Below are 20,674 nucleotides of genomic sequence, written 5' to 3'. Positions count from 1 at the left end.
CTAGCTCGGTCGTTCGAAGCTTTAGTTGTTAGCAGGTTTTAAAGGCTGATTATCAGCAGGAATGCGAGGAAAAGCGCGACGGGCTTTGATCTCGGCTGCTTTTGCACCCGTGATTCTTAGGTATGGTACTGCTGTATTCTTATCAGCCAAACCAATACGATTGAATGGATTTGTTTTTTCGTACCATGGTACGAATCCTGAGTAGAAGTCAAAGCGACCACGCCCATTGATACCAGCGCCCTTATCGCGGATGATAAAATAACCATCGTGCAAAGAACCGTCTGGCAAGATCAAACCGATCACCGATGGAATATAGATAACTTCTCCCAGTTTATAAACACTTAAGTCAGCTGCCAATGTGTGGAATGGATCCAAGCATACACTGGAAACACCATAACCATATTTGCATTCCTCGCGGTTGATTTCGAAGTAGCGATTCTGACCCTTGATACGAGCCAAAATATTCAACATGCGAATTTTACCTTTTTGTTTGATCGTGCAAGAACCTTGCAGACCACAAGCCAAAGAGTTCTTTTTGCAAACACGAATCAAAGCTTTACCACCCTGCCCGTGCAAAGTGACTTTTTCAGAATCAGAACAAGTTTTTTTATCTTCATCAAAAACGGGAAAAAAATAAACGGTCGGTTTTAGCGACGAAGTGCCTTGAACGTCTTTGGAAGCGGGACGATCTTTCGCAATTTGATCTTCAGAGACTTGGCCATGAGTGGGAGTCGCGGGAGTTTCTGCGTTGGGGTCCACTGTCGCCGGTTGCGTAGGAAGCGTAGAAACTTGAGCAGAAGTTGGATCCCCTTCTTCGACCACAGTTGGTGGATGAGCCGGAGTTGGAAAATTCTCAGGTTTCCCTACTGTCGCTTTTTGAGTTGGCAACGCCCATAGGTCCGTGCCTTCGTCTTGAATGCTTTGATTAGAAAAAGCCGCGGGAGAATTGTCATCGCCTTGGGTATTATATGCTGTAAATTGGTCCGCGCCTCCACAAGCTGTCAAAGCCATGCTCCCCATGACTCCTATCAGTGCAAAAACACGCAACAATTTCATAAGGCCTCCCAAAGCTGAACGAGCTTTAAAGTATCAGACAAATGACAGTGAAAGCGAAGCCTTTTTTATGCGTGAAAACATGTGAAATGCTGTGCCGAAAAATGGTACTTTTGTCTCTATCATGCCAGCAATTTTTCCTCTCCACCCCCTGTTGATTTTGTAGACAGTATGACTGCCATCATTGCTAATTTCGCACGTTTACCCGATAACAATCTCAAGCACATGTTAGGAGCTGTTCACATGGAGCTAGATCGGCAACTCAATTGTAAATACTGTCAAAGCCCCTCTGATGGAGCCGAGTACTGTTGTGAAGCATGCAAGGTCCTTGATACCCAAGTAGGTCCTCTGAACTTAGCGGAAGCAAATCCCTTTGCGTACTTGGATGAGCCGCAGTTTAAAGCACTTTATAAACAGGATGAGAGTAAGGATTACGACTACCTTATCTTTGCCGAAGGCATGCACTGTTCTTCTTGTGTGCACCTTTTAGAAAAGCTTCCAGAATTTTGTCCTGGTATCCTAGAGGCCCGCGCAAACTTCGGTCAGTCCACTATTGCAGTAAAATTAAGCAAGGATGCGTCTTTGGCGAAAGCTGTTCAAAGTATCGCAGAGCTTGGTTACACTCCTAAAATCTTGAGTCCTGAGGACAACATCCAAGAAAAATACAAAGAGGAAAATCGCACCTTTTTAAAGCGCATCGCTGTTGCAGGTTTTTGTGCGGGCAACATTATGTTGTTCACGATTCCCATTTACGCTGGACTTGAAGGCTCGTGGGCTCACGTGTTCAATGCTGTGGGCTTGGCCTTGTTTTTACCAATTTTATTTTACAGCGCCATTCCGTTTTACCAAGGATCCGTGAATGCTTTGAAATTCCGCATGATGAATGTGGACTTGCCTATCACCATCGCTATGCTGAGCGGTTTTGTTTTTTCCACTTGGAATTTTATTCAGAAGCAGGACGGAATCTATTATGACAGCACTGCCAGCTTTTTATTTCTGATTCTGAGCGCAAGATATTTACTAAAAAGAGTGCAGCAAAACTATCTTGCACCCGCAAGAATGCAAACTTACTTCAAGGATCAAACATACGAACGCATCGAGGACTCCCACACTTCTTTAGTTCCTTGGAACCAAATTAAGATGGGTGATCGCATTTTGTTAAAACAAGGGCAAACTCTGCCAACGGATTGCGAATTACTCAGCGAACAAGCCACAGTGGACTTATCACTCTTTAATGGGGAATCGTTACCTCAAGTCTATAGCGCTGGAATGACTTTATTGGGCGGGACACAGCTTTTAAGCGAGAGTGTCACAGTTCGTGCTGTTTCCCATTTTGAACAAAGTCAAATTGGTAAGCTGTTCACTGACCTTGATCAGAAAAGTTATCAAAAAAGTGATTTCGTAAGTTTGACGGATCGCTTGTCACAACGACTGATTGCGGTTGTTTTTGGACTAGCTGCTGTATTCGCAATTCTTTATTCTTTCGTAAATCCATTCGAAGCCTTTCAACGTGCTTTAGCTTTGATTGTGGTTGCCTGCCCGTGCGCCTTAGCCTTTGGTTCGCCGCTTACGTTGGGTCTTGCGGTTAAAAAAGCGCAGCGCTTAGGAATTCTGATGAAGAGTGCAAACACTTTTGAAAAGATCCTGAATCTTAAAAATGTCTTCTTTGATAAAACCGGAACGTTGACCGAGGGCAATCTGACTTTGGTCAAATCCACCCCGGAAGCCTTACCCGTCAGCGTGCAACAAATTGTTTTAGCACTGGAGGCGCATTCTCACCATCCGGTCGCCTTTGCCATTCGCAAAGCATGGTCTCATTTGCCAGCTGCAAAAAATGTTTCAGACGTTCAAGAAATTCTTGGCCAAGGAGTTCGTGGTTACGTGGGTCATGATCTTTACGAGGTCTTTCCCTACAATACTGCCCTGCCAGGCAGCCAAATCGCGATTGAAGTCCTAAAAAATCACCGCAGTCTCTGTCAGATCTTCTTTGCAGACCGTATGCGCGAAGATTCCGAACAAATCGTCAAACAATTGCAAGCGCGCGGTCTACACACGTTTCTGATCTCCGGAGATAAAACATTCCGTGCTAAAGATGCAGCTCAACGCTGCAACATTCCTTTGCAAAATGCCTACGGTGATCTAACTCCGCAGGCTAAATTCGAACTGATTAAAAACTATTCCAATACCTGCATGATTGGTGACGGCGCCAACGATTCCCTGTCATTGCAAAATGCGACTGTTGGTATCGCTGTCAAAGGTAGCGTTGATTTAAGTCTGCAACACGCCGACATCTATTTCACTCGCGGTGGCTTGCAACCCCTGATGGATCTTTTTGCTTTAACTGAAAAAACCCGCAATGTGCTGGCGCGGACTTTAACGGTTTCTCTGGTTTACAACTGCCTGGGTGGAGCCGCAGCACTCTTGGGTTTTATCAACCCGATGATGGCAGCGATCTTGATGCCAATTAGCTCCGTACTGATTGTTCTGACCTCACTTTGGGGGATGCGATGAACATCATCATACTTATGATTCCAATGGCGTTACTCATGGGAGCTGGTTTTTTATATGCCTTTTTCTGGGCAAATAAAAAAGGTCAGTTTGATGACCTTGAAACTCCCGCTCATCGAATGCTTTTAGACGAAAACGAAAGGACTGAACGTGAACACAAACGGTAATCTCGTAGAAAAAATTATCTACGATGACGATATAGTAAAGAAGTTCGCGCTCGCTACAATGATTTGGGCGGTCGCTGCATTTCTTTTTGGACTTATCGCGGCTATCCAGATTCCCTGGTGGCCAGCGAACTTAAACATGGAATGGGTGACCTTCGGGCGTATGAGACCCCTGCACACCAATGCGGCTATTTTTGCCTTTGGTGGTAATGCAATCTTTGCCGGAATCTATCACTCATCGCAACGCTTACTGAAAACGCGAATGTTCTCTGACCTTCTGTCCAGAATGCATTTCTGGGGCTGGCAGTTGATCATCGTTGCCGCAGCAATCACTTTGCCATTGGGTTATTCCCAAGCCAAAGAATATGCAGAGCTTGAATGGCCCATCGATATTGCAATCGCGGTCGTTTGGGTGATCTTTGCTGTGAACTTTTTTATGACGATTCATCGTCGTCGTGAGAAACATTTGTACGTCGCTTTATGGTTCTATATTTCCACTATCATCACAGTGGCAGTACTTCATATCGTGAACTCCATCGAAATTCCGGTGGCAGCGATGAAATCTTTCCCAGTGTACGCTGGGATCCAAGATGCCATGGTTCAGTGGTGGTATGGGCACAATGCAGTGGCATTCTTCCTAACCACTCCATTCCTGGGCTTGATGTATTACTATGTGCCTAAAGTTGCGAATCGTCCTGTTTATTCTTACCGTCTGTCGATTGTGCACTTTTGGTCCCTGGTATTTATTTATATCTGGGCCGGCCCTCATCACTTGCTCTACACTTCCATGCCAGATTGGGCTCAGACTCTGGGAATGATTTTCTCGGTGATGCTGTGGGCGCCCTCTTGGGGCGGCATGATCAACGGGCTTTTAACGTTGAAAGGTTCTTGGAATCTTCTTCGTACTCAACCCGTTTTGAAATTCTTTGTCGCCGCTTTGACCTTCTATGGTATGGCGACATTCGAAGGGCCTCTATTATCTATCAAATCTGTTAGTGCTCTAGGACACTACACAGATTGGATTATCGGTCACGTACACGCAGGAACTTTGGGTTGGAATGGCTTTCTAACATTCGGGATGCTTTATTATATGATCCCCCGCCTATGGAAAACGGAACTGTACTCTAAAAAACTTTTAGAGAATCATTTCTGGACAGGCCTTTTGGGCGTCATTATGTATTACGTTTCGATGGTCGTTGCCGGCATCACACAGGGTTTGATGTGGAGAGCAACGAACAAAGACGGCACTTTGGCATATCCTGACTTTATGGAGACTGTCGTTCGTATCGTACCCCTTTACTGGGTCCGTGCCTTAGGGGGCTTGCTATTCCTCGTGGGCTTTTTGATGATGTGTTACAACATCTATATGACGATCAAGCTTGCCCCAAAAAATCAGACAAGCGAAGAAGTCGTCGAAGTGACCCGCACAGGCTACACAGAGGTACCAGATACAACTCACCGCAAACTTGAAGGAATGGGTTTTGTCTTCTCTGTACTTGCTTTCCTGGCAATTGCTGTGGGTTCTTTTATCGAAATCTATCCAACACTAGCACTTCATAAGTACATCACGCCAACTAAAGTCACAGAGCCCTATACAGCTCTTGAAATCGCGGGACGTAGTATTTATCAACGTGAAGGTTGTTATGTCTGCCACTCGCAACAGATTCGGCCGATTGTTTCCGAAGTCATTCGCTACGGAAATGCTTCCACGATTGAAGAGTCGATGTGGGACCACCCCTTCCAATGGGGTTCAAAGCGCACAGGACCTGACCTTGCCAGAGTGGGTAAGAAATATCCTAACTTGTGGCACTTTAGTCATATGATGGATCCACGCGCTGTCACGCCATCGTCCATCATGCCGAACTATCCTTGGTTGGCAGAAAAAGACACGAACTTCTTGCGCCTGCGCAAAGAATTATCGGTGCTAAGACTGTTGGGCGTTCCGTATGACGACAACACGGTGGCAAATGCTGATGGCATCGCCCAAAAACAAGCCAAAGAAATTGCTGCCGACCTTGAAGCCAATGGCGGGCCTCGCGGCATGGAGAAAAAAGAAATCGTCGCTTTGATCGCTTACCTACAGGCACTGGGTCAGAAAGGAAAAGCACAATGAAACAAGAAGGACTAAAATACTTTACCGATCTTCATCTGACTTCGATGGGATTGATTATTTTCTTTACGTTCTTTATCTGCGTGCTGTTTTGGGTGTTTCGCAAAGACAGCAAATACTTTTACGGCGAAATGCAAAACATGCCTCTGAAAGAACAGGAGTTTACCGATGCAAGAGACTAAAGACGGCAAAGACTATAAACAGCTGTTTCACGAGTACGATGGCATCGTTGAACACGACAATCCCTTGCCGACTTGGTGGCTGTGGACGTTCTTTTTAACGATCATTTTTGCGTTCCTCTATTTCCTGCACTATGAAATTGCGGGTGGTCCGACTTTAAAAGACGAACTTGCCATCCATATGACAGAGCTTGAAAAATCCAAAGCAAGCTCGCAAGCAAGCGCACCGGTTGAAACCGAAGATTCTTTGAAAGAAGAATTTGATAAAATTGACGTCAATGCAGGTGCGGCGGTTTTCACCGGAAAATGTGCTGCTTGTCACGGGCAAGAGTTGCAAGGTCTGATCGGTCCTAACCTGACAGATCACTTCTGGATTCATGGCAAAGGCACTCGCATGGATATAGTAAAAGTTATCCGTGAAGGGGCTGCTGATAAGGGAATGCCACCTTGGGGACCGGTCTTGAAACGTGACGAACTGTACTCTGTGGCGAAATATATTATGTCCAAATTGGATTCAAAACCGGCAGGAGCGAAAGCTCCACAAGGGGAAGAAGTCAAATGAGTTTAGATCCAGGCATCCTCACATCCGTCGATGAAAATGGTGACAGAATCAGCATTATACCTGCTGAAGTGAGGGGCTATTACAAAAGGCATCGCACGTGGGTGCATGCCGTTTTGTTGGTGATTTTTTTGGCACTGCCGTGGACCACCATCCGTGGCGTGCAAACAATTTTGATCAATATTCCAGACCGCGAGTTTTCATTCTTTGGTCTTTTGTTTCATGCCCATGATGCGCCTCTCTTATTTTTTATTCTGGGTACGATCGTCATCGGCTTAGCCTTCGTCACCGCCGTCTGGGGACGTGTGTGGTGCGGCTGGGCCTGCCCACAAACCGTATTTATTGAATCTGTTTTCCGTCGTATCGAGCAATGGACGGAAGGTGGTTACATTGAACGTCGCAAACTGCGCGACGAAGCACTGACACTGAATAAGCTTAAAAAAACCGGCCTTAAATGGATCTTATTCGTCATCGTCTCTTCACTGATTGCTCACAGTTTTATCGCCTATTTTGTTGGGGCTAAAGATTTGCTGCAAATGATGGAGCAACCCCCTGGTGAAAACTGGACATATTTTATTTTAGTCTCCGTTGTCACAGCCGTGGTCCTTTTCGACTTTGCCTGGTTCCGTGAGCAGTTCTGCGTGATTATGTGCCCTTACGGACGTTTTCAGTCCCTGCTCATTGATAATAAATCCCTTGCAGTTATTTATGATGTCAAACGTGGCGAACCTCGCCGCGGGCGCAATGCTGCAAATGAACCTCAAGGAGACTGCGTTGCTTGCAATCGCTGCGTGAACGCCTGTCCTACCGGCATTGATATTCGCAACGGTCTGCAAATGGAGTGCATTGCGTGTACTGCATGTGTCGATGCTTGTGACGAAATCATGGAAAAAGTGAAAAAGCCAAAGGGCCTTATTCGCTATGACACTTTGGATTTTAGTAAAATTAAACTCACTCGCCCTCGTCCTCTTATTTATATGGCAGTGATCCTAGCCTTGGTGTCTGGCCTTTCTTACGCGATTGCCACCAGAGCCCCTTTCCATTGGACCCTGTTGCGCGGCCAAGGACTTCCTTACTCCTATGTTCAAGAAGGTGAAATCAAGGATATCGTTCAAAACCAATTCAAAATCCACATCCAAAATCAGGAACGCGAAGACTCCACCTACACGATTTCCATTGATCCAGAATTGGTGAAAGCTGGTGCGAAAGTGACCGTGGGCGAAAATCCAATCACCCTCAAACCCCAAGCGGCCCACGAATGGTACTTCTTTGTGCGTCTGCCAGAATCAATGTTCAAAGGATCGCATGGTAAAATCAAATCTCGAGTGACAATCGAAAGTCATCACGGGACTGAATATTCACGCAGTGATAAAGAGCTTATTTTAATGGGACCTCAAGGACTATGAACGAAGGAATGCTGCTTGCCATAGGAATTCTTAGCACGAGCTTCTTAGGAAGCTGGCACTGTGCTGCCATGTGCGGGCCTATTGCATGCTTGATGGGAGAACGTAAATCTTTGCTCGCCTATCACCTAGGACGTCTTACGGCTTATGTCGTTTTAGGAGTGATCGCTGGAAGCTTGGGACAAGTTCTTTTAGATTCTCAGTACATGTGGCTTAGAACCGCCTCTGCCATATTGTTTGCGTTCATTTTGCTCAGCATGGGTCTTCGATTGATCACCCCACGTTTGACAGAAAGGTTTTTTCCTCAAGTGGATCCTCACGGATTGATGATCGTTTTCCGCAAGCTTCGTAAATTTCATTTAAACCAATCAGGTTTTATCGTCGGTGCACTGACAGGTTTACTGCCCTGCGGATGGCTTTATACATACGTGACAGCGGCCGTTGCTTTACAAAGCCCCATGATGGGTGGCGCCCTGATGTTTCTGTTCTGGGTCGGAGGGCTTCCGTCCTTAAGTGTTCTGCCCTCCATGATTCGCAATGGCCTTCGACAAATTCCACTTCGGCAACAACGAATTGCGGGTTCAATTTTAATTCTCGCTTCTGTCTATTCTGTCTGGAGCTTCATCTTTTTTAACCACCACTGACATTTCGATTTAGATTTCGATGATCTTAAACATTCGACCCCTATCGTATTGGACGAAGTCAAAGTGCTTTGTTCAGATACGAAGACCGACAAAACAAAATAGGAGTCACCCATGTCGAAAACAGCCGTCATGTTTTCCGGTATTGATTGCTTAGATAAGGTCGAACATCGTTTACAAGTTTTGAAAATGCCAGAGGTCTTAGATCGTCTCGATAAAGCTCAGTTTTATCTAGATGATGTTGAAAGCTCCGTGTCCTTGATTGATTACCTAAGCGCTTCTGATCAGATCTTTCACAGCAGTCTTGCTATCAAAGCCTTGATTGGAGCCGCGACACATGTGGGTTTGTACGATCTCTTGTTGAAGTTTCATGCTCCGCCCGATTATTTAGTGGGGTGTTCGCTGGGTGATATTGCCCGGATTGTTTGTTCGGGCGCATTGTCTTTTGAACAACTCCTGATGGGAACTTTCCACTATGGGGATCATGGGGAAAAGCTTCATGGCGGGTCTGTGGTCTGCGTGAAAAGCCTGTTTTCTCCCTTATCCGAAATTGAAGTGGAGCTGATTCAAAGCCATGGTTTGTATGTGGCAGTTTATCAGACACCTCATCATTTCTTAGTCGGTGGCCCGGATGAAATTTTAAATGCCTGGATCGATTCGCAAAGTACCAAGGCTCTGTATTCCATACGCCCGCTCTGTGACAAACCTTTGCATTCAACATTTATGAATCGCAGTAAAGATCATGCCTTTGCTGGGATGGGAGATCTTTTGATCGGACCATTCAAAATGCCCATGATTTCTGCAACAGAAAGTCGTCTGATTGAATCGTCTGAAGATTTACTTCGGGATATGACGATGAATATGACCGGCCCCGTAAAATGGTGGCAAACCTATCGCTGGATGATTCAGGAACTGGGGGTGAGTAAATTCATTAATATCGGCCCCGCAGAAACTCTGATTCGCCTTCACGAGCGCATGAATATAGGGTCTGATATCGAGGTCATTGATTCCCTGCAGCTCGAAAAACAGAGTGCTGCTTGCTCGGAAAGAAGTTTTGTCGATACGATAGAGATATGAGTTCACACGTTTTTCTGACAGAAGTAGCCGACTTTCCGCAAGCACAAGTGGTGAAATCATTCTTGGTTGCCCAAGGATTTCACCCGCGCTTGCGTGATGAACAAACTCGCGCCGTCGCTCCTCATCTCGAGCAATTCTTAGGAAAACTGATTATTGATATTCCCCAAGATGAATTTTTAGAGGCCTCTGCCGCCTTGGAAAGTCTGCAAGATTCCAAGGGACTTAAAATCGCGGGCGAGGAAGACGTCGAACTTGCAAAAGACCAAGCCCTGACTGAAAGCCAGAACATGGCTAAGAAGTGCTTGGTAAATGCGGTGCTGGGTTGCCTTATTATTCCGGTGGTCTGCAACTTGTATTCAATGATTTTGGGCTTCCGAGTTTTAGGTAAAGAGATGCCTTTGTCTCGACTGTCGCGCACTCGTTTGGTCATGGCTTTTTTCTTTAACTGCGCAGGGTTTTATATCTGGCTTTCCTATGGGCCCGCGATCCTTCGTGGTTTTATGGCTCCTTAGCCATCAGAAACACTTGGTTCCGTTTAAACAGCTTTTACAATTTACAGATGCGCGCTGTGTCAATTGGGTTGGTTTTCAATAAACCGGCTGATCGCCCCGTTATGTCGCATTTTTATTGATTGAGGCACAAAATCGCGATTTATCCCTATCATCTATAACTTTTCAATGAAGGGATCGTTATGCGTTTTCTAATGACAGCAATTGCTTCTCTATTAATCTCTAGCTCTGCGTTTGCGTGGTGGCCTCAGTGGAACTATCAAATCAATGGCTATCAAGCTGCTGTAACTATGTACAACCCAACTGGTTACATGGCTTTCTGCCAAGGTTATGTAAATGCTCAAGCTCAAAACGGCCAAGTGTTCAACGCTTGGTTTGCTGACTGGGTTGGTCCATTCCAATACCGCACTGCTTGGGTGAACGCTTACCCTCCGTTCTTTTTCGTGAACGCGTGGGCAAACGTAAACTGCAACTAATCGCGATTTAAAGTCTGCCGGGGGGGGGCAGAGATTTACTCGGACCTCGGCAGCTTCTTCCAATCTCGGTCCGTCATCACCGTGACCGAATCTGTATTGAAATCATATACGATGTGCAGTTCTTTTTTATTGAGCTGCTTTAAGACTTGTTCTTTTTTCTTATCCAAAGAAATTTCGACCACACCGTAATCAGTGCCTTCGCGCAAAATAAACGCTTCGATCACCGCATCGATGACGTCTGCACTTAAGCGATCCAACTCGATGGCAATCGGTGGTTTGACATCATTTTCCGGCGAGTTGTTATCATCAATAAAATCCATTTAGATCTCCACGTCTTTGCTTCTAGCACGAACACAGAGTTCGTCACATCTTTCATTGAACTCAATGCCAGAATGCGCCTTTACCCACTCCCATTCGATTTTATGCAGGGTCTGTAATTCGTGCAGCTCGCGAATCAGGTCGACCTCAGGAATCGGCTGGCCTTGATTTTTAACCCAACCATTGCTGGCCCAACGCGGACTTTTTTCCAAAGCCTCAATCATAACTCGAGAATCAGTATAAAGACGGGCTCGGCTGTTTTCAGGTAAAGCCTTAAGTGCTTCAATCGCTGCTTGAAACTCCATGCGATTGCTGGAGGTTTTCTTTTGACCTGCAGAGCCTTCACAAATGATGGAGCCCTTGCGAGTAATCACATAAGCCCAAGAACCTTTTCCATGCTTGAAACTACCATCCGTGTAGATTTCAAAAACATTTCCTGACAACAATCGACGCAATCTTTGCAATATCCAGTACATATACCAAAGCATTCCATAAACATTTGATAAACGCAGTAATTTGTTGCGGAATTAACGCAAAGATTTTCGATGCGCGAGAGAGAACTTCAAGATATCCCTCTGTCGTAAGCGAGGTAAAATATGATTCAAGCTTTTAAAATTCTTGGTTGGTTAGAAGGTGCTTCTTTCTTAACTCTTCTTTTTATCGCAATGCCATTGAAATATATGGGAGGCAACCCTGCCCTGGTAAAATCGATGGGGCCTATTCACGGTTTCTTATTCATCGGTTATGTTCTTTTCGCAAACTTCTTGGCTAGTGAATTAAGATGGTCGGGAAAAACTCGCGTCGCAGCTTTCCTGGCAGCGGTTTTACCTTTCGGTACATTTTGGTTTGAACGAAAACATCTAAAAACAGAAAAAGCTTAATTTTTATTTTCAACTACGGCGAAGCGGAGGGTTCGGCCTTCCGTTTCGACTTAGGCTTTGTCGTGCCTTTTTCTGGAGGCGCAGTCTCATCTTGTTTGTTTTCCACTTCTGTTTTGATCTCTGCTGGTTTCTTTTCCTCAACAGCTTGCAATGTTTTAGGATGCTCTACGCGGCTTTGAATAAAATAGCGCACTCCCAGAAAAAATCCCGCCTGATCTGAATATTCGTTGGGCTGTTTGGTGATCGCATAGGAATAACGAGCCTCGGCCATGACGGCCCACAGTCCCGATTGCCAGATTTCTCCCTGCAGACCGACATCGATTCCACTCTCTGAACTGTACCACGCTGAGGTCTGCACTCCTTCGGTGGGCGCAAAATCAGTGTGAATCGTTTTTACTCCCCCCATCGGATACGAAGTATAAACGCCCACAGACGTTGCAAAGGACGGAGCCCAATAGCGGCGATAAGCAATTGATATATGAATTGCCTGCACCCGCTCTGCGAGATTCCGCCCGCCCGCCTCCTCGCGGAAATAATACTTATTGAAATAGATGGCCGCCATTTCCAACGCGCCATGATTGCTGACATCCCCAGAGGCGATCAAAGAAAAACCGGGCAATGTTTCATTGATATCGGAAAGCTCACCCTCATAGAGAGTGCGATAAGTATAAGTGCCTAAATAAGCCATCACATTTCCGCGCTGAGGCACATAGGCTTCAGCAAATTCTGCGCACAGAACAATAATACTCAGAGACAGAATGGAAAGTGTCCGTTTAAGATAGACCATAGTTGGAGCCTAATAGTTGATGAGCCAAAAATCATTATCTTTATCTATAAAAATACATGCGCAAAGAATTCTTGCGATCATGCTGCTTTTATCAGCTCCAGCCCATGCTGAAGAAAACGACACCACGCTTGAAGAAGACCTTATCAAAAGCAATATCTATATTTCTCGTTTCTTTGACAGTATGGCGAATGGTTTAGATCTGTTTTTAGCGGGACAACAGTACACAGATAAACCCAACACAACATCGGCGATTTTTGAAACCTCGGCCTATTACAATTCTTTGACCGGATTAAAGAATGACGTCAGTTTGGACTTCAACCTGCGACTGCCAAACGTTGAAGAATACTGGCAAGTGACATTTACCTCATATGACCAAACCGCAGAGCGTGGTGTCAGCCAAGAATATCTAAGATCCGGACCACGTGAACGAAATTACGGGGCGACTTTAGGTTTTTTTAAACAACTAGGTAACGTCCGAACGTCTTTTCAGCCCCGCGTGAGCTTCGCGGGAGCCTTCAAGATCTCTCACACCCTTTCTTTCGAAAGCATCGTGGAAAAGACCAAATCCTATCGCGTAAATCCTAAGTTTCAGTTTTATGCTGACGCGGATAAGGGTCCCGGCATGTTTCAGGCGCTGAACTTTAACTTTAATTTGAGCCGGTTTTACAGCTTAACCTTCGTCAACGAGGGGGATTATGTGGACCGTGTTGCCACCTACACGGTGACCAATGGTGTGGCGCTGGGACAGTGGTTTAGTAAGACCGCGAATATTTCCTACAACTTTTTCGTGACGTCGACAAATCGACCTAATTATCAGTTATACGCCTACAACTTTTCAGCGGCGTTTAGCCAGATTCTGTACAGAAATGTTCTGGATTATCAGATCCAACCGAATATTGATTTTTCCCAGGCCCACAACTTTGTCAGAAATCCGGGCGTAAACTTTCACTTGTACGTGCGTTTTTAGACTCTCCCAAAAATCCCATCAGCTTTTGAATCAAGTCATGACGACGAATCGGCTTACTTAAGTGAGCATCATAGCCCGCTGCCAAACAACGCTCGCGCTCTTCCTTCATTGCATTTGCAGTTAATGCCACAATTAAATTTGAATAGCCACTAGCGCGCAATTCCGATGCCGCCTGACAGCCGTCTTTCACAGGCATCTGCACGTCCATTAATATGACATCAAAAGTTTTTTGCGATGCCATCTGCACACATTCTTCACCATTATGGGCTATAGAAATCACAGCACCGGCGCCCTCTAAGAAGCGTTTAATCAAAACTTGGATATCAGTGGAGTCCTCAACCAACAAGATTTCACGACCTTTCAGCGTGTCTGAAAAGCTAATCGCCGTCACATCCAGGACCTGAACCCTGCGCTCACCTTCTTGCTCGAGCAAATCCGTGAAGCTTGGCCCGTCATCAGCGCTGACAGACTCGATCGTGACCAGAAACGTACTGCCGCGGCCCAGCTCTGATTCCATCAATACTAAATCCCCACCTAATCGGCGGGCCAGCGTTCGAGATAAAGCAAGGCCCAACCCAGTGCCACCAAATTGACGAGTGTGAGAGGCATCTGCTTGAGTAAAAGGCTGGAATAAGATTTCAGCCTGAGCGGAAGAAATACCAATTCCCGAATCCGCAATTTCAAAACTCAGTGACTCGTGAGTCTCCAACTTGCTGACGGTCAACGTGACAAAACCCGAGCTTGTGAATTTTATGGCATTACCAATCAGATTCGATAAAACTTGAGAAAGTCGCGTCGGATCTGACTTGATGAAACGTGGTGAAGGGCCTTGAATAGCCACTTTAAATTGGACGTCCTTGTTTTCCACACGAGAATCTGCAAAAAGCTTCATCTCCCGCAAAAGTTCGCGCAAATCAATCTCGGTGATTTCCAACTCAACTTTACCAGCTTCAACTTTGGAAATGTCTAAGATGTCATCGATAATTCTCAACAGATAATTGCTGTTGGTGCGAACTTTAGAAGCCCACTCCTGTCTTTCCAGTAACGTCGAAGCAGAGCCCGTTAATAGATCTGAGAAGCCAATGATAGCACCTAACGGTGTGCGAATTTCATGACTGACGTTGGCGATAAAATTTGTCTTTGCACGATTGGCGGCCTCAGCTGCATCTTTCATTTCCGCCAAATTTTTATAGAGCAATGCTCTCTCTAAGTTCACCGCAAGTTTATTTGCAAACTCTTCGGCCATCATCATATCAACGGCATCAAAATGTGCATTGGAGGGGCCGCGAGCCCAAGTCATAGAACCAATGGTGTCTCCGTTTTGTTTAATAGGCACACAGATATAAGAGCGCAGTCCCACCTTAGTGTATAGATCATAGATTTGCGGCGAACCGGAAAGCAGTAAGAACAGCTCATGGGCAACATCTTCTTGAAAAACCGCAGCCCCCGAACGCAACACTCGCATGGGACTTAAGACTTCATCAAAGCTGCTGGCCGGAAGGTCTTGAAGTTCTTTAAGATATGGAAGTAAGGATTCATCGTTATGCGCGACAGTCCCCTTACCCACTCCCAAATCTTCACGTAAATCAATACGGCACCAATCAGCCATACTTTCGATGGCAACCATCGCGGCACCACTTGCAACTTGGTTTGCACATGCGGTTAAATCAAAATTTCTATCCAAAGATTTTAGCGTGGTAGCATAAAATGTTAGCAATCGTTCTGCATAATAGTTTTCGCGAGTGTTCTGCAGATACACCAAAAGATGGTCGCTATAGGGGGCCGGAGCCAAGACTTTTTGCAGACGAATCATTTGGCGCAAAGAAGGTTTCAGACGCGCGAGAAGGCCCTCTAGCTTGTGATAGCCAATGTCACCCTCAAAGCTCAACAGATCGCGAGCCGAGTCATTCATCTGCAGGACACGCTCGTCGAGAGTCGTGATCAAAATCGGCACATGCGTCGCAAAGAAGATATATTTCCACATCTCTGCTTCGATCTCCGAAAGTTGAAATTGACCACTCATTTTGCTCCTCACTAAAGTGGGATCGGTTTTACCTTAATGTGTTGAAGGCATTAAAACTTATCTTATTTATTATATTTTTTATCCCAGCCATGGCCCAACTGCTTAGTTCACTGACTGTTACATTGCGCAGAGGCAAGGGTTCTAAACAAGAGATGCAAAGCTAATTTCAAATACACAGGCTTGAGCACCTTTATGCGCACAACATATCTCTGTCGTTTTCGCGGGTGCCTGCCATAAATACATCGGTGCAGAAGCCATCATCCCCGCCTTTAATTGGCAAACGTGCTGGTTTCCCAAATGTTTGACGCCCATTTCTTCCGCAACATGCTTTTCCGAAACGACTTCGATGACCGCCCCTTGATCATTTAATTTTAAGAAGCGGTAGCGGCAATTTTGTTCGTAAAATTTCAAACAGTCGCTCCACATATGAGCGATGACTTCTTTGGGATTAGCCATCTGGCCGTAATGCTGACCTAAAATTGTCTGGGAGTTTCCGATGTAGGTGTAAAGACCCATCGCGAAGAAGTCCCGGTCTTTAAAGCCACGTTTGGATAAATACTCCAACGCATCGGTGATCACGCGCATGCTAATTGGCGCAAATGGATCTTGCAACATCGCTTCGCTCAGCCCAAGGTGCCTTAAGACATCCATGCGCATCTTCCAGCCATGGTACCGTTCGATGTACTCAAATGTTGTGATCGTCGTACGACGTCGACCATACATCGCATAGGAATAAGCTTCTGGCATCTGCCAAGAGCTTTCTTTATCAGTCAGAATTTGCAAACCGTGAAAGTCGATGTGACCGGAAATAATTTGCTCGGGAGCACATTGAATATGACTGGACAGTCGAAATAAGGAGCTTTCCGAGAGCTTGCGTTCTCCCGTGCGAATCAAGGTGTAATCCCACCAAGTGACCTGCAACAAATCCTGCCACTGACTTTCAGAAAGCTGAGTCACTTGACGGATGCGCTCTAATGTATCAAGAGACAATCCCTTGCTGATCCTAGCGGCCGCAGATTTCATTAAAAGATACTCCTTGCGCGCAGAATTGTCCGGAATTTAGCTCCAAGTAAAGGACATTTGTTTATATTAGAGTTTATTCAGAGCATGAGGTCGTGACAGAGGGGCCCTTTACGTTTAAGTTGCACCTATGAGTACCTTAGAAGTCACCATTACCGACTACAATACAGGCAGCGGCGAATTGGCCAGCAAAGGCGCCTTGGTATTTATTCACTATACTGGCACATTGACCGATGGAACGGTGTTTGACTCCTCCTATAACCATGGGCGTCCCTTTGAATTCGTGGTCGGGTCGAAAAAAGTCATTCAAGGTATGAGCCAGGGAATTTTAGGCATGAAGGTCGGAGGCCGACGCAAAATCCACATTCCTGCCCCTTTGGCCTATGGGGAGCGCTCGATGGGAAAGATTCCGCCCCACTCTGATTTGATCTTTGAAATAGAGCTTCTAGAATCCCGCCCGCGCGAGTAATTCTCAAGTATAAGTCCCTCTAGTTTCCTGAAGGTCGCTGGCAGACTTTACGAACTTGTGTTAGGATCGCTGTATGTTGAAATCATTTTTTCCCCAGCATGAATTTAAAGCCCTGTTGTTCGACTTTGACGGCACAATTGCCGACACGATGCCAGCGCATTTAGGCGCATGGAACAAGGCCTTGGCAAAATATAATTTGTCGCTAAGCCGAGAACAACATCAGGCCTGGGCGGGCCGCCCAACTCTGCGAATTGTGGAGATGATGAATGAGCTTCACAATGCCACGATCGATCCCCAGCAGTTCTTGGCTGAGAAAGAAGTGCACTATCTGTCGTCTTTACACGAAGTCACGACAATTGCTTCTGTGATGAACGTGATTAGACACTATCACCGTCAAATTCCCATGGCCATCGTGACCGGTTCTCGCCGCAAAATCGTCGAATTGACAATGAATCAATTGGGTCTACAACCTTATTTTGATCTGCTTGTTTGTGCCGAGGACTACACCAATGGCAAGCCCGCACCCGACTGTTTCCTGATGGCCGCTAACAAGCTTAGCATCGCACCCTCAGACTGCTTGGTTTTTGAAGACGCCATTCTAGGAATGCAAGCAGCCCAATCCGCCGGCATGAATGTCTTGATGGTCGATGAAGCTTACGCCCTCACCCACGCTCAGAAATAGGCTTTTGCGTTTCATGCGATTTTAGTTTTCTAATTGGTACCAGTCGAACTTTTTGCCATTCCAATAGATGATAGCCGAAGACTTCCATTCTTGTGCCACCAAAAGGCTGTCGCCTTTGGGAGTTGGAGGTTTTGCAGCTTTCTTATTTGGCTTTTCGATTTTCGTTTCCTTTTTGTGAAGTTCCCATTTATCCATCCACAAGAAATCTTCGCGACCTTTGCCGATTTTATTTCCAGCTCCGACGACCACGGTCTTCCCAGAATGCAGAGTGAACTCGATACCCTTCTTATGATCGGCCTCGACTAATTCGGCACGATCTTTCATGCCATCGCCATCGAAATCACCTTCGATAAAACATGGCTGCGTAAAACAATGAGATTTGTAGTCGCCTTTAGCGAAGGCTGAGCAGGAAAATGAGCACATCAAAATAAGGGCTGCGTATTTCATGTTTAAAATTGTTCATTACAATTCACTCTTTGTCACATCCTGTTTTAGACAAATTTATACCGCATCTGATTTAAATGACCTCTTTTGTTTTTGTTTGTTGTCGGTCTCGGTGGAAAAACCTCTCTCGTTCTATTTTAATGGCACTGTGCTGGGGAGGCTTACCGTGAAAACTTCAGAACAGATCCTGCTTGATAAAATAGCGACGACCGAGGAAATTTTGGCTTTATTCGATTCACTTCCTCCAGCGGACTTAGATTTTTTAAACGGTCGATGGAAGGGATTTGAAGTTAAAACCGAGCATCCCCTTGACGGTCTGCTTGAAAATTCGGGTTGGTACGGGAAACTATTTAAAGACACCAATGATGTGCATCCTTTACTTTTCTATTCCCACGACAAACAGTCTGTATTTGCGATCGACCCTCTTTTGGTTCCTCTGTGCATCAGCGAGTATGTGCCGCGCTCGAAAAGTTTGCAGCAATTTGTAAGTCTTGCGAAACCAGTTATACAAACCAAAACACCCAAGGCCCGCACAAGATTAATCCAGTATCGTGGTAAATTAACCGCATCGATGATTTATGATGCAAAACCCATCATCGACCACTTTGCAAAATTAGATGAAAAACACCTCTTGGGAATTATGGATTTAAAAGGTTCTCAAAAACCTTATGCCTTTATTCTTGAAAGAGATGACCTTTCTCTCGAAATAGAACTTTAATTGAACAGGATTTATTTTATGGATCAAGTAACTATATTGGGGCTGATAGCGGGAGCGTTCACCAGTCTGTGTGGTGTGCCTCAAGCCCTTAAAATCTGGAATACCAAATCAGCTAAGGATGTTTCCTACAAAATGTTTCTTTCACTCAGCGTCGGAGCCGCATTGTGGATATTATTCGGCGTCCTCCAAGAAGAGCTCGCCATCATCATTACCAATGCCGTAACTTTAGCATTGAATCTGACAATCCTGGCCCTTAAATGGAAGTTTGGTAACGAGTCCCACGAAACCTCAATGCTACGTCAGTTGCTTTGATTTTTGCATTAAGGCAGCCTTCGACAAATAACCAATACTTTGGACTGCAAGCCATTTAGAGTGACTAAAAAGCTCCAGGAGGCTTGTGCCGCATCGAAGAATACAGGACGTCTTGTCCTATGCATCTTTGCTGAACCTTTTCACCTTCTATTCCTTTTATTTACCAGGAATGTTGTTAACTGAATTTTCCAAGTCGCTTCCCTCCTCATTTCTATTTTCGATGTCTTCCTATCTGATTGGTTTCATCGTAAGACCCGTGGGAGCCTACTTCCTGGGATCTGTAGCGGACAGGCAAAGTCGTCTGCGGGGGCTTCGTTGGAGTGTGCTTTTAATCGCCACGTCCTCTTGTTTAGTTTGTTTGATACCTGACAGCGAACACTGGTCGTATTATATCTTAAGAGTTGTGCAAGGTTTCGCCCTCGGCGGCTGCTATCCTATCTTAAGTGTGATCATTTACGAAACAGCTCCCACCCAGAATAGAGGTTTGTATACGGGCTTGTTTCAAACTTCTGTTCCTGCAGGCTATCTGTTTGCAATCGCAGTCACGATTATATCGCGAATGATTATCGGTGAAGTGAACTTTCTGAATAATGGATGGAGAGTTGCATTTATCTATAGCGCATTTATGTTCCCCGTTTGGTGGCAACTCAATAAACTTTTAATCAAAGTCGAAGCTGATATGGGAACTCCCCATAAAGAGGTTCCCTCGGCGTGGACCACAGCGGAAAAAAAGAATGTCATATTTTATTTGCTAATGGCCACCGCGATTGGCTCGATCGCCATCAGCGGAGTTAACATTAAAGGTTTCTTTTTAAAATCTCTTTTAAAAATAGATCCGCTCACCGCAAACCACATCATCGCATACTCAACAATTCTCTATGCTCCCACTTATGCAATGTGGGGAGCTCTTGCCGATCGCGTGGGGGCATATAAGGTCTCTGTGTGGGGATTGATTGCGGGGATATTTTTTCTACTTCCTCTTTTTTACGGATTTGAAGTGTTTGCTGAAGGTGGACACATCAATCCTTTCTCGACCTCGTGGTTTTTCATTTTCTTTTTCTCGGTAGGGATCAGTTTAATTGCGACTGCATGTTTTGGTCCCTTTGTGATGCTGATCTGTGATCACATTCACCCGGGCCATCGGTATACGATTTACGGAGTGGCCTATAATGTCGCGACAGGGATCGTGGGCGGCACAGCTTATCTGGTTAGTTTTTCGGTCTATGACCACTTTAATTCCAAATATGGGGGTATCATTTATATCATCGCCATTGCGGTTATAAGCTTTGGCTGTGCGTATACCTATTGCCTTAAGAATAAGAACACTTTGGGTAATTTCATTTTAAAAAAACGCGAGTTTTGAAAATTGCCATA

General features: G+C 45.4%; 24 protein-coding genes. 17 read left to right on the top strand and 7 right to left on the bottom strand.

What is annotated here, in order from left to right:
* Positions 1–21: 21 nt before the first annotated feature.
* Positions 22–1,056, bottom strand: a complete 1,035-nt coding sequence (locus B9G69_RS12005; RefSeq protein WP_088617401.1) for a 3D domain-containing protein — start codon at positions 1,054–1,056, stop codon at positions 22–24.
* 168 nt (positions 1,057–1,224) lie between these two features.
* Between B9G69_RS12005 and B9G69_RS12000 the strand changes: the two genes are divergently transcribed.
* From B9G69_RS12000 to B9G69_RS11955, 10 genes are all read left to right on the top strand, one after another.
* Positions 1,225–3,564: a heavy metal translocating P-type ATPase gene (locus tag B9G69_RS12000; protein WP_254917119.1), complete on the top strand. Its 2,340-nt coding sequence runs from the start codon at positions 1,225–1,227 to the stop codon at positions 3,562–3,564.
* Positions 3,561–3,728, top strand: a complete 168-nt coding sequence (ccoS, locus tag B9G69_RS11995; RefSeq protein ID WP_088617399.1) for a cbb3-type cytochrome oxidase assembly protein CcoS — start codon at positions 3,561–3,563, stop codon at positions 3,726–3,728. The genes B9G69_RS12000 and ccoS overlap by 4 nt, the downstream gene beginning before the upstream one ends.
* Complete coding sequence (gene ccoN / locus B9G69_RS11990) at positions 3,712–5,838, top strand: cytochrome-c oxidase, cbb3-type subunit I (protein ID WP_265437764.1); 2,127 nt, start codon at positions 3,712–3,714, stop codon at positions 5,836–5,838. The genes ccoS and ccoN overlap by 17 nt, the downstream gene beginning before the upstream one ends.
* Positions 5,835–6,017, top strand: a complete 183-nt coding sequence (locus tag B9G69_RS11985) for a cbb3-type cytochrome oxidase subunit 3 (protein WP_088617398.1) — start codon at positions 5,835–5,837, stop codon at positions 6,015–6,017. The genes ccoN and B9G69_RS11985 overlap by 4 nt, the downstream gene beginning before the upstream one ends.
* The gene (locus tag B9G69_RS11980) at positions 6,004–6,576 is read left to right on the top strand and encodes a cbb3-type cytochrome c oxidase N-terminal domain-containing protein (protein WP_088617397.1); all 573 of its coding nucleotides are present in this window, start codon (positions 6,004–6,006) and stop codon (positions 6,574–6,576) included. The genes B9G69_RS11985 and B9G69_RS11980 overlap by 14 nt, the downstream gene beginning before the upstream one ends.
* Positions 6,573–7,979 carry a cytochrome c oxidase accessory protein CcoG gene (gene ccoG / locus B9G69_RS11975; protein ID WP_088617396.1) on the top strand — a complete coding sequence of 469 codons (1,407 nt, stop codon included), beginning with the start codon at positions 6,573–6,575 and terminating at the stop codon, positions 7,977–7,979. The genes B9G69_RS11980 and ccoG overlap by 4 nt, the downstream gene beginning before the upstream one ends.
* Positions 7,976–8,620 carry a sulfite exporter TauE/SafE family protein gene (locus B9G69_RS11970; RefSeq protein ID WP_088617395.1) on the top strand — a complete coding sequence of 215 codons (645 nt, stop codon included), beginning with the start codon at positions 7,976–7,978 and terminating at the stop codon, positions 8,618–8,620. The genes ccoG and B9G69_RS11970 overlap by 4 nt, the downstream gene beginning before the upstream one ends.
* Positions 8,621–8,731: 111 nt before the next feature.
* Positions 8,732–9,694 carry an acyltransferase domain-containing protein gene (locus B9G69_RS11965; protein WP_265437763.1) on the top strand — a complete coding sequence of 321 codons (963 nt, stop codon included), beginning with the start codon at positions 8,732–8,734 and terminating at the stop codon, positions 9,692–9,694.
* The gene (locus tag B9G69_RS11960; RefSeq protein ID WP_088617393.1) at positions 9,691–10,206 is read left to right on the top strand and encodes a hypothetical protein; all 516 of its coding nucleotides are present in this window, start codon (positions 9,691–9,693) and stop codon (positions 10,204–10,206) included. The genes B9G69_RS11965 and B9G69_RS11960 overlap by 4 nt, the downstream gene beginning before the upstream one ends.
* Before the next feature lie 179 nt (positions 10,207–10,385).
* Positions 10,386–10,679: a hypothetical protein gene (locus B9G69_RS11955; RefSeq protein WP_088617392.1), complete on the top strand. Its 294-nt coding sequence runs from the start codon at positions 10,386–10,388 to the stop codon at positions 10,677–10,679.
* Between the two features lie 35 nt (positions 10,680–10,714).
* On the opposite strand, the gene B9G69_RS11950 is transcribed toward B9G69_RS11955, so the two are convergent.
* Positions 10,715–10,999: a YheU family protein gene (locus B9G69_RS11950; protein WP_088617391.1), complete on the bottom strand. Its 285-nt coding sequence runs from the start codon at positions 10,997–10,999 to the stop codon at positions 10,715–10,717.
* Complete coding sequence (locus tag B9G69_RS11945) at positions 11,000–11,485, bottom strand: ribonuclease H family protein (protein WP_254917118.1); 486 nt, start codon at positions 11,483–11,485, stop codon at positions 11,000–11,002. It abuts the gene before it with no gap.
* A 108-nt stretch (positions 11,486–11,593) separates the two neighbouring features.
* Here B9G69_RS11945 and B9G69_RS11940 point away from each other — a divergent pair, with 108 nt between their 5' ends.
* Positions 11,594–11,878, top strand: a complete 285-nt coding sequence (locus B9G69_RS11940) for a DUF3817 domain-containing protein (RefSeq protein ID WP_088617389.1) — start codon at positions 11,594–11,596, stop codon at positions 11,876–11,878.
* 13 nt (positions 11,879–11,891) lie between these two features.
* Here the strand turns inward: B9G69_RS11940 and B9G69_RS11935 are convergent, their stop codons facing one another.
* Positions 11,892–12,587 (bottom strand): hypothetical protein, encoded by a 696-nt coding sequence (locus tag B9G69_RS11935; protein WP_265437762.1) that lies wholly within the window; start codon positions 12,585–12,587, stop codon positions 11,892–11,894.
* 97 nt (positions 12,588–12,684) lie between these two features.
* On the opposite strand from B9G69_RS11935, the gene B9G69_RS11930 reads away from it, so the two are divergent.
* Positions 12,685–13,632, top strand: a complete 948-nt coding sequence (locus B9G69_RS11930) for a hypothetical protein (protein WP_088613916.1) — start codon at positions 12,685–12,687, stop codon at positions 13,630–13,632.
* Here the strand turns inward: B9G69_RS11930 and B9G69_RS11925 are convergent.
* Both B9G69_RS11925 and B9G69_RS11920 read right to left on the bottom strand, forming a co-directional pair.
* Complete coding sequence (locus tag B9G69_RS11925; RefSeq protein ID WP_088613917.1) at positions 13,589–15,655, bottom strand: ATP-binding protein; 2,067 nt, start codon at positions 15,653–15,655, stop codon at positions 13,589–13,591. The genes B9G69_RS11930 and B9G69_RS11925 overlap by 44 nt on opposite strands.
* A 141-nt stretch (positions 15,656–15,796) precedes the next feature.
* A complete protein-coding gene (locus B9G69_RS11920; protein ID WP_088613918.1) occupies positions 15,797–16,678 on the bottom strand; it encodes a hypothetical protein in 882 nt (293 codons plus the stop codon).
* Positions 16,679–16,805: 127 nt separating this feature from the next.
* On the opposite strand from B9G69_RS11920, the gene B9G69_RS11915 reads away from it, so the two are divergent.
* Together B9G69_RS11915 and B9G69_RS11910 are read left to right on the top strand one after the other, a co-directional pair.
* The gene (locus B9G69_RS11915) at positions 16,806–17,144 is read left to right on the top strand and encodes an FKBP-type peptidyl-prolyl cis-trans isomerase (RefSeq protein WP_088613919.1); all 339 of its coding nucleotides are present in this window, start codon (positions 16,806–16,808) and stop codon (positions 17,142–17,144) included.
* Between the two features lie 73 nt (positions 17,145–17,217).
* Positions 17,218–17,826, top strand: coding sequence for an HAD family hydrolase (locus B9G69_RS11910; RefSeq protein ID WP_088613920.1), 609 nt, complete (start codon positions 17,218–17,220; stop codon positions 17,824–17,826).
* 21 nt (positions 17,827–17,847) lie between these two features.
* On the opposite strand, the gene B9G69_RS11905 is transcribed toward B9G69_RS11910, so the two are convergent.
* The gene (locus B9G69_RS11905; RefSeq protein WP_088613921.1) at positions 17,848–18,273 is read right to left on the bottom strand and encodes a hypothetical protein; all 426 of its coding nucleotides are present in this window, start codon (positions 18,271–18,273) and stop codon (positions 17,848–17,850) included.
* Here B9G69_RS11905 and B9G69_RS11900 point away from each other — a divergent pair.
* The 3 genes from B9G69_RS11900 (at position 18,272) to B9G69_RS11890 (ending at position 20,663) form a co-directional block, all read left to right on the top strand.
* Positions 18,272–18,988 carry a DUF4334 domain-containing protein gene (locus B9G69_RS11900; protein WP_088613922.1) on the top strand — a complete coding sequence of 239 codons (717 nt, stop codon included), beginning with the start codon at positions 18,272–18,274 and terminating at the stop codon, positions 18,986–18,988. The two genes, B9G69_RS11905 and B9G69_RS11900, sit on opposite strands and share 2 nt — an antisense overlap.
* Positions 18,989–19,006: 18 nt before the next feature.
* Positions 19,007–19,300 carry a SemiSWEET family sugar transporter gene (locus B9G69_RS11895; protein ID WP_088613975.1) on the top strand — a complete coding sequence of 98 codons (294 nt, stop codon included), beginning with the start codon at positions 19,007–19,009 and terminating at the stop codon, positions 19,298–19,300.
* A 169-nt stretch (positions 19,301–19,469) separates the two neighbouring features.
* Entirely contained in the window at positions 19,470–20,663 is a 1,194-nt protein-coding gene (locus B9G69_RS11890; protein WP_141096840.1) for an MFS transporter, read from the top strand.
* Positions 20,664–20,674 lie beyond the last annotated feature (11 nt).

Source organism: Bdellovibrio sp. SKB1291214, from assembly GCF_002209355.2.
GTDB lineage: Bacteria > Bdellovibrionota > Bdellovibrionia > Bdellovibrionales > Bdellovibrionaceae > Bdellovibrio.
The sequence above is the reverse complement of the archived record's forward strand: the minus strand, read 5'-3'. Positions and strand labels throughout refer to the sequence as shown.

Bases quoted from the DNA above. Each gene is read 5' to 3' on its own strand.
- B9G69_RS11980 (WP_088617397.1), top strand. From the start codon at position 6,004: ATGCAAGAGACTAAAGACGGCAAAGACTATAAACAGCTGTTTCACGAG.
- B9G69_RS11930 (WP_088613916.1), top strand. From the start codon at position 12,685: ATGAGCCAAAAATCATTATCTTTATCTATAAAAATACATGCGCAAAGA.
- B9G69_RS12005 (WP_088617401.1), bottom strand. From the start codon at position 1,056: ATGAAATTGTTGCGTGTTTTTGCACTGATAGGAGTCATGGGGAGCATG.
- ccoS (WP_088617399.1), top strand. From the start codon at position 3,561: ATGAACATCATCATACTTATGATTCCAATGGCGTTACTCATGGGAGCT.
- B9G69_RS11950 (WP_088617391.1), bottom strand. From the start codon at position 10,999: ATGGATTTTATTGATGATAACAACTCGCCGGAAAATGATGTCAAACCA.
- B9G69_RS11920 (WP_088613918.1), bottom strand. From the start codon at position 16,678: ATGAAATCTGCGGCCGCTAGGATCAGCAAGGGATTGTCTCTTGATACA.
- B9G69_RS11965 (WP_265437763.1), top strand. From the start codon at position 8,732: ATGTCGAAAACAGCCGTCATGTTTTCCGGTATTGATTGCTTAGATAAG.
- B9G69_RS11985 (WP_088617398.1), top strand. From the start codon at position 5,835: ATGAAACAAGAAGGACTAAAATACTTTACCGATCTTCATCTGACTTCG.
- B9G69_RS11890 (WP_141096840.1), top strand. From the start codon at position 19,470: ATGTTGTTAACTGAATTTTCCAAGTCGCTTCCCTCCTCATTTCTATTT.
- ccoG (WP_088617396.1), top strand. From the start codon at position 6,573: ATGAGTTTAGATCCAGGCATCCTCACATCCGTCGATGAAAATGGTGAC.
- B9G69_RS11960 (WP_088617393.1), top strand. From the start codon at position 9,691: ATGAGTTCACACGTTTTTCTGACAGAAGTAGCCGACTTTCCGCAAGCA.
- B9G69_RS11905 (WP_088613921.1), bottom strand. From the start codon at position 18,273: ATGAAATACGCAGCCCTTATTTTGATGTGCTCATTTTCCTGCTCAGCC.
- B9G69_RS11940 (WP_088617389.1), top strand. From the start codon at position 11,594: ATGATTCAAGCTTTTAAAATTCTTGGTTGGTTAGAAGGTGCTTCTTTC.
- B9G69_RS11915 (WP_088613919.1), top strand. From the start codon at position 16,806: ATGAGTACCTTAGAAGTCACCATTACCGACTACAATACAGGCAGCGGC.
- B9G69_RS11945 (WP_254917118.1), bottom strand. From the start codon at position 11,485: ATGCTTTGGTATATGTACTGGATATTGCAAAGATTGCGTCGATTGTTG.
- B9G69_RS11955 (WP_088617392.1), top strand. From the start codon at position 10,386: ATGCGTTTTCTAATGACAGCAATTGCTTCTCTATTAATCTCTAGCTCT.
- B9G69_RS11910 (WP_088613920.1), top strand. From the start codon at position 17,218: ATGTTGAAATCATTTTTTCCCCAGCATGAATTTAAAGCCCTGTTGTTC.
- B9G69_RS11970 (WP_088617395.1), top strand. From the start codon at position 7,976: ATGAACGAAGGAATGCTGCTTGCCATAGGAATTCTTAGCACGAGCTTC.
- B9G69_RS11925 (WP_088613917.1), bottom strand. From the start codon at position 15,655: ATGAGTGGTCAATTTCAACTTTCGGAGATCGAAGCAGAGATGTGGAAA.
- B9G69_RS11895 (WP_088613975.1), top strand. From the start codon at position 19,007: ATGGATCAAGTAACTATATTGGGGCTGATAGCGGGAGCGTTCACCAGT.
- B9G69_RS12000 (WP_254917119.1), top strand. From the start codon at position 1,225: ATGACTGCCATCATTGCTAATTTCGCACGTTTACCCGATAACAATCTC.
- B9G69_RS11900 (WP_088613922.1), top strand. From the start codon at position 18,272: ATGTTTAAAATTGTTCATTACAATTCACTCTTTGTCACATCCTGTTTT.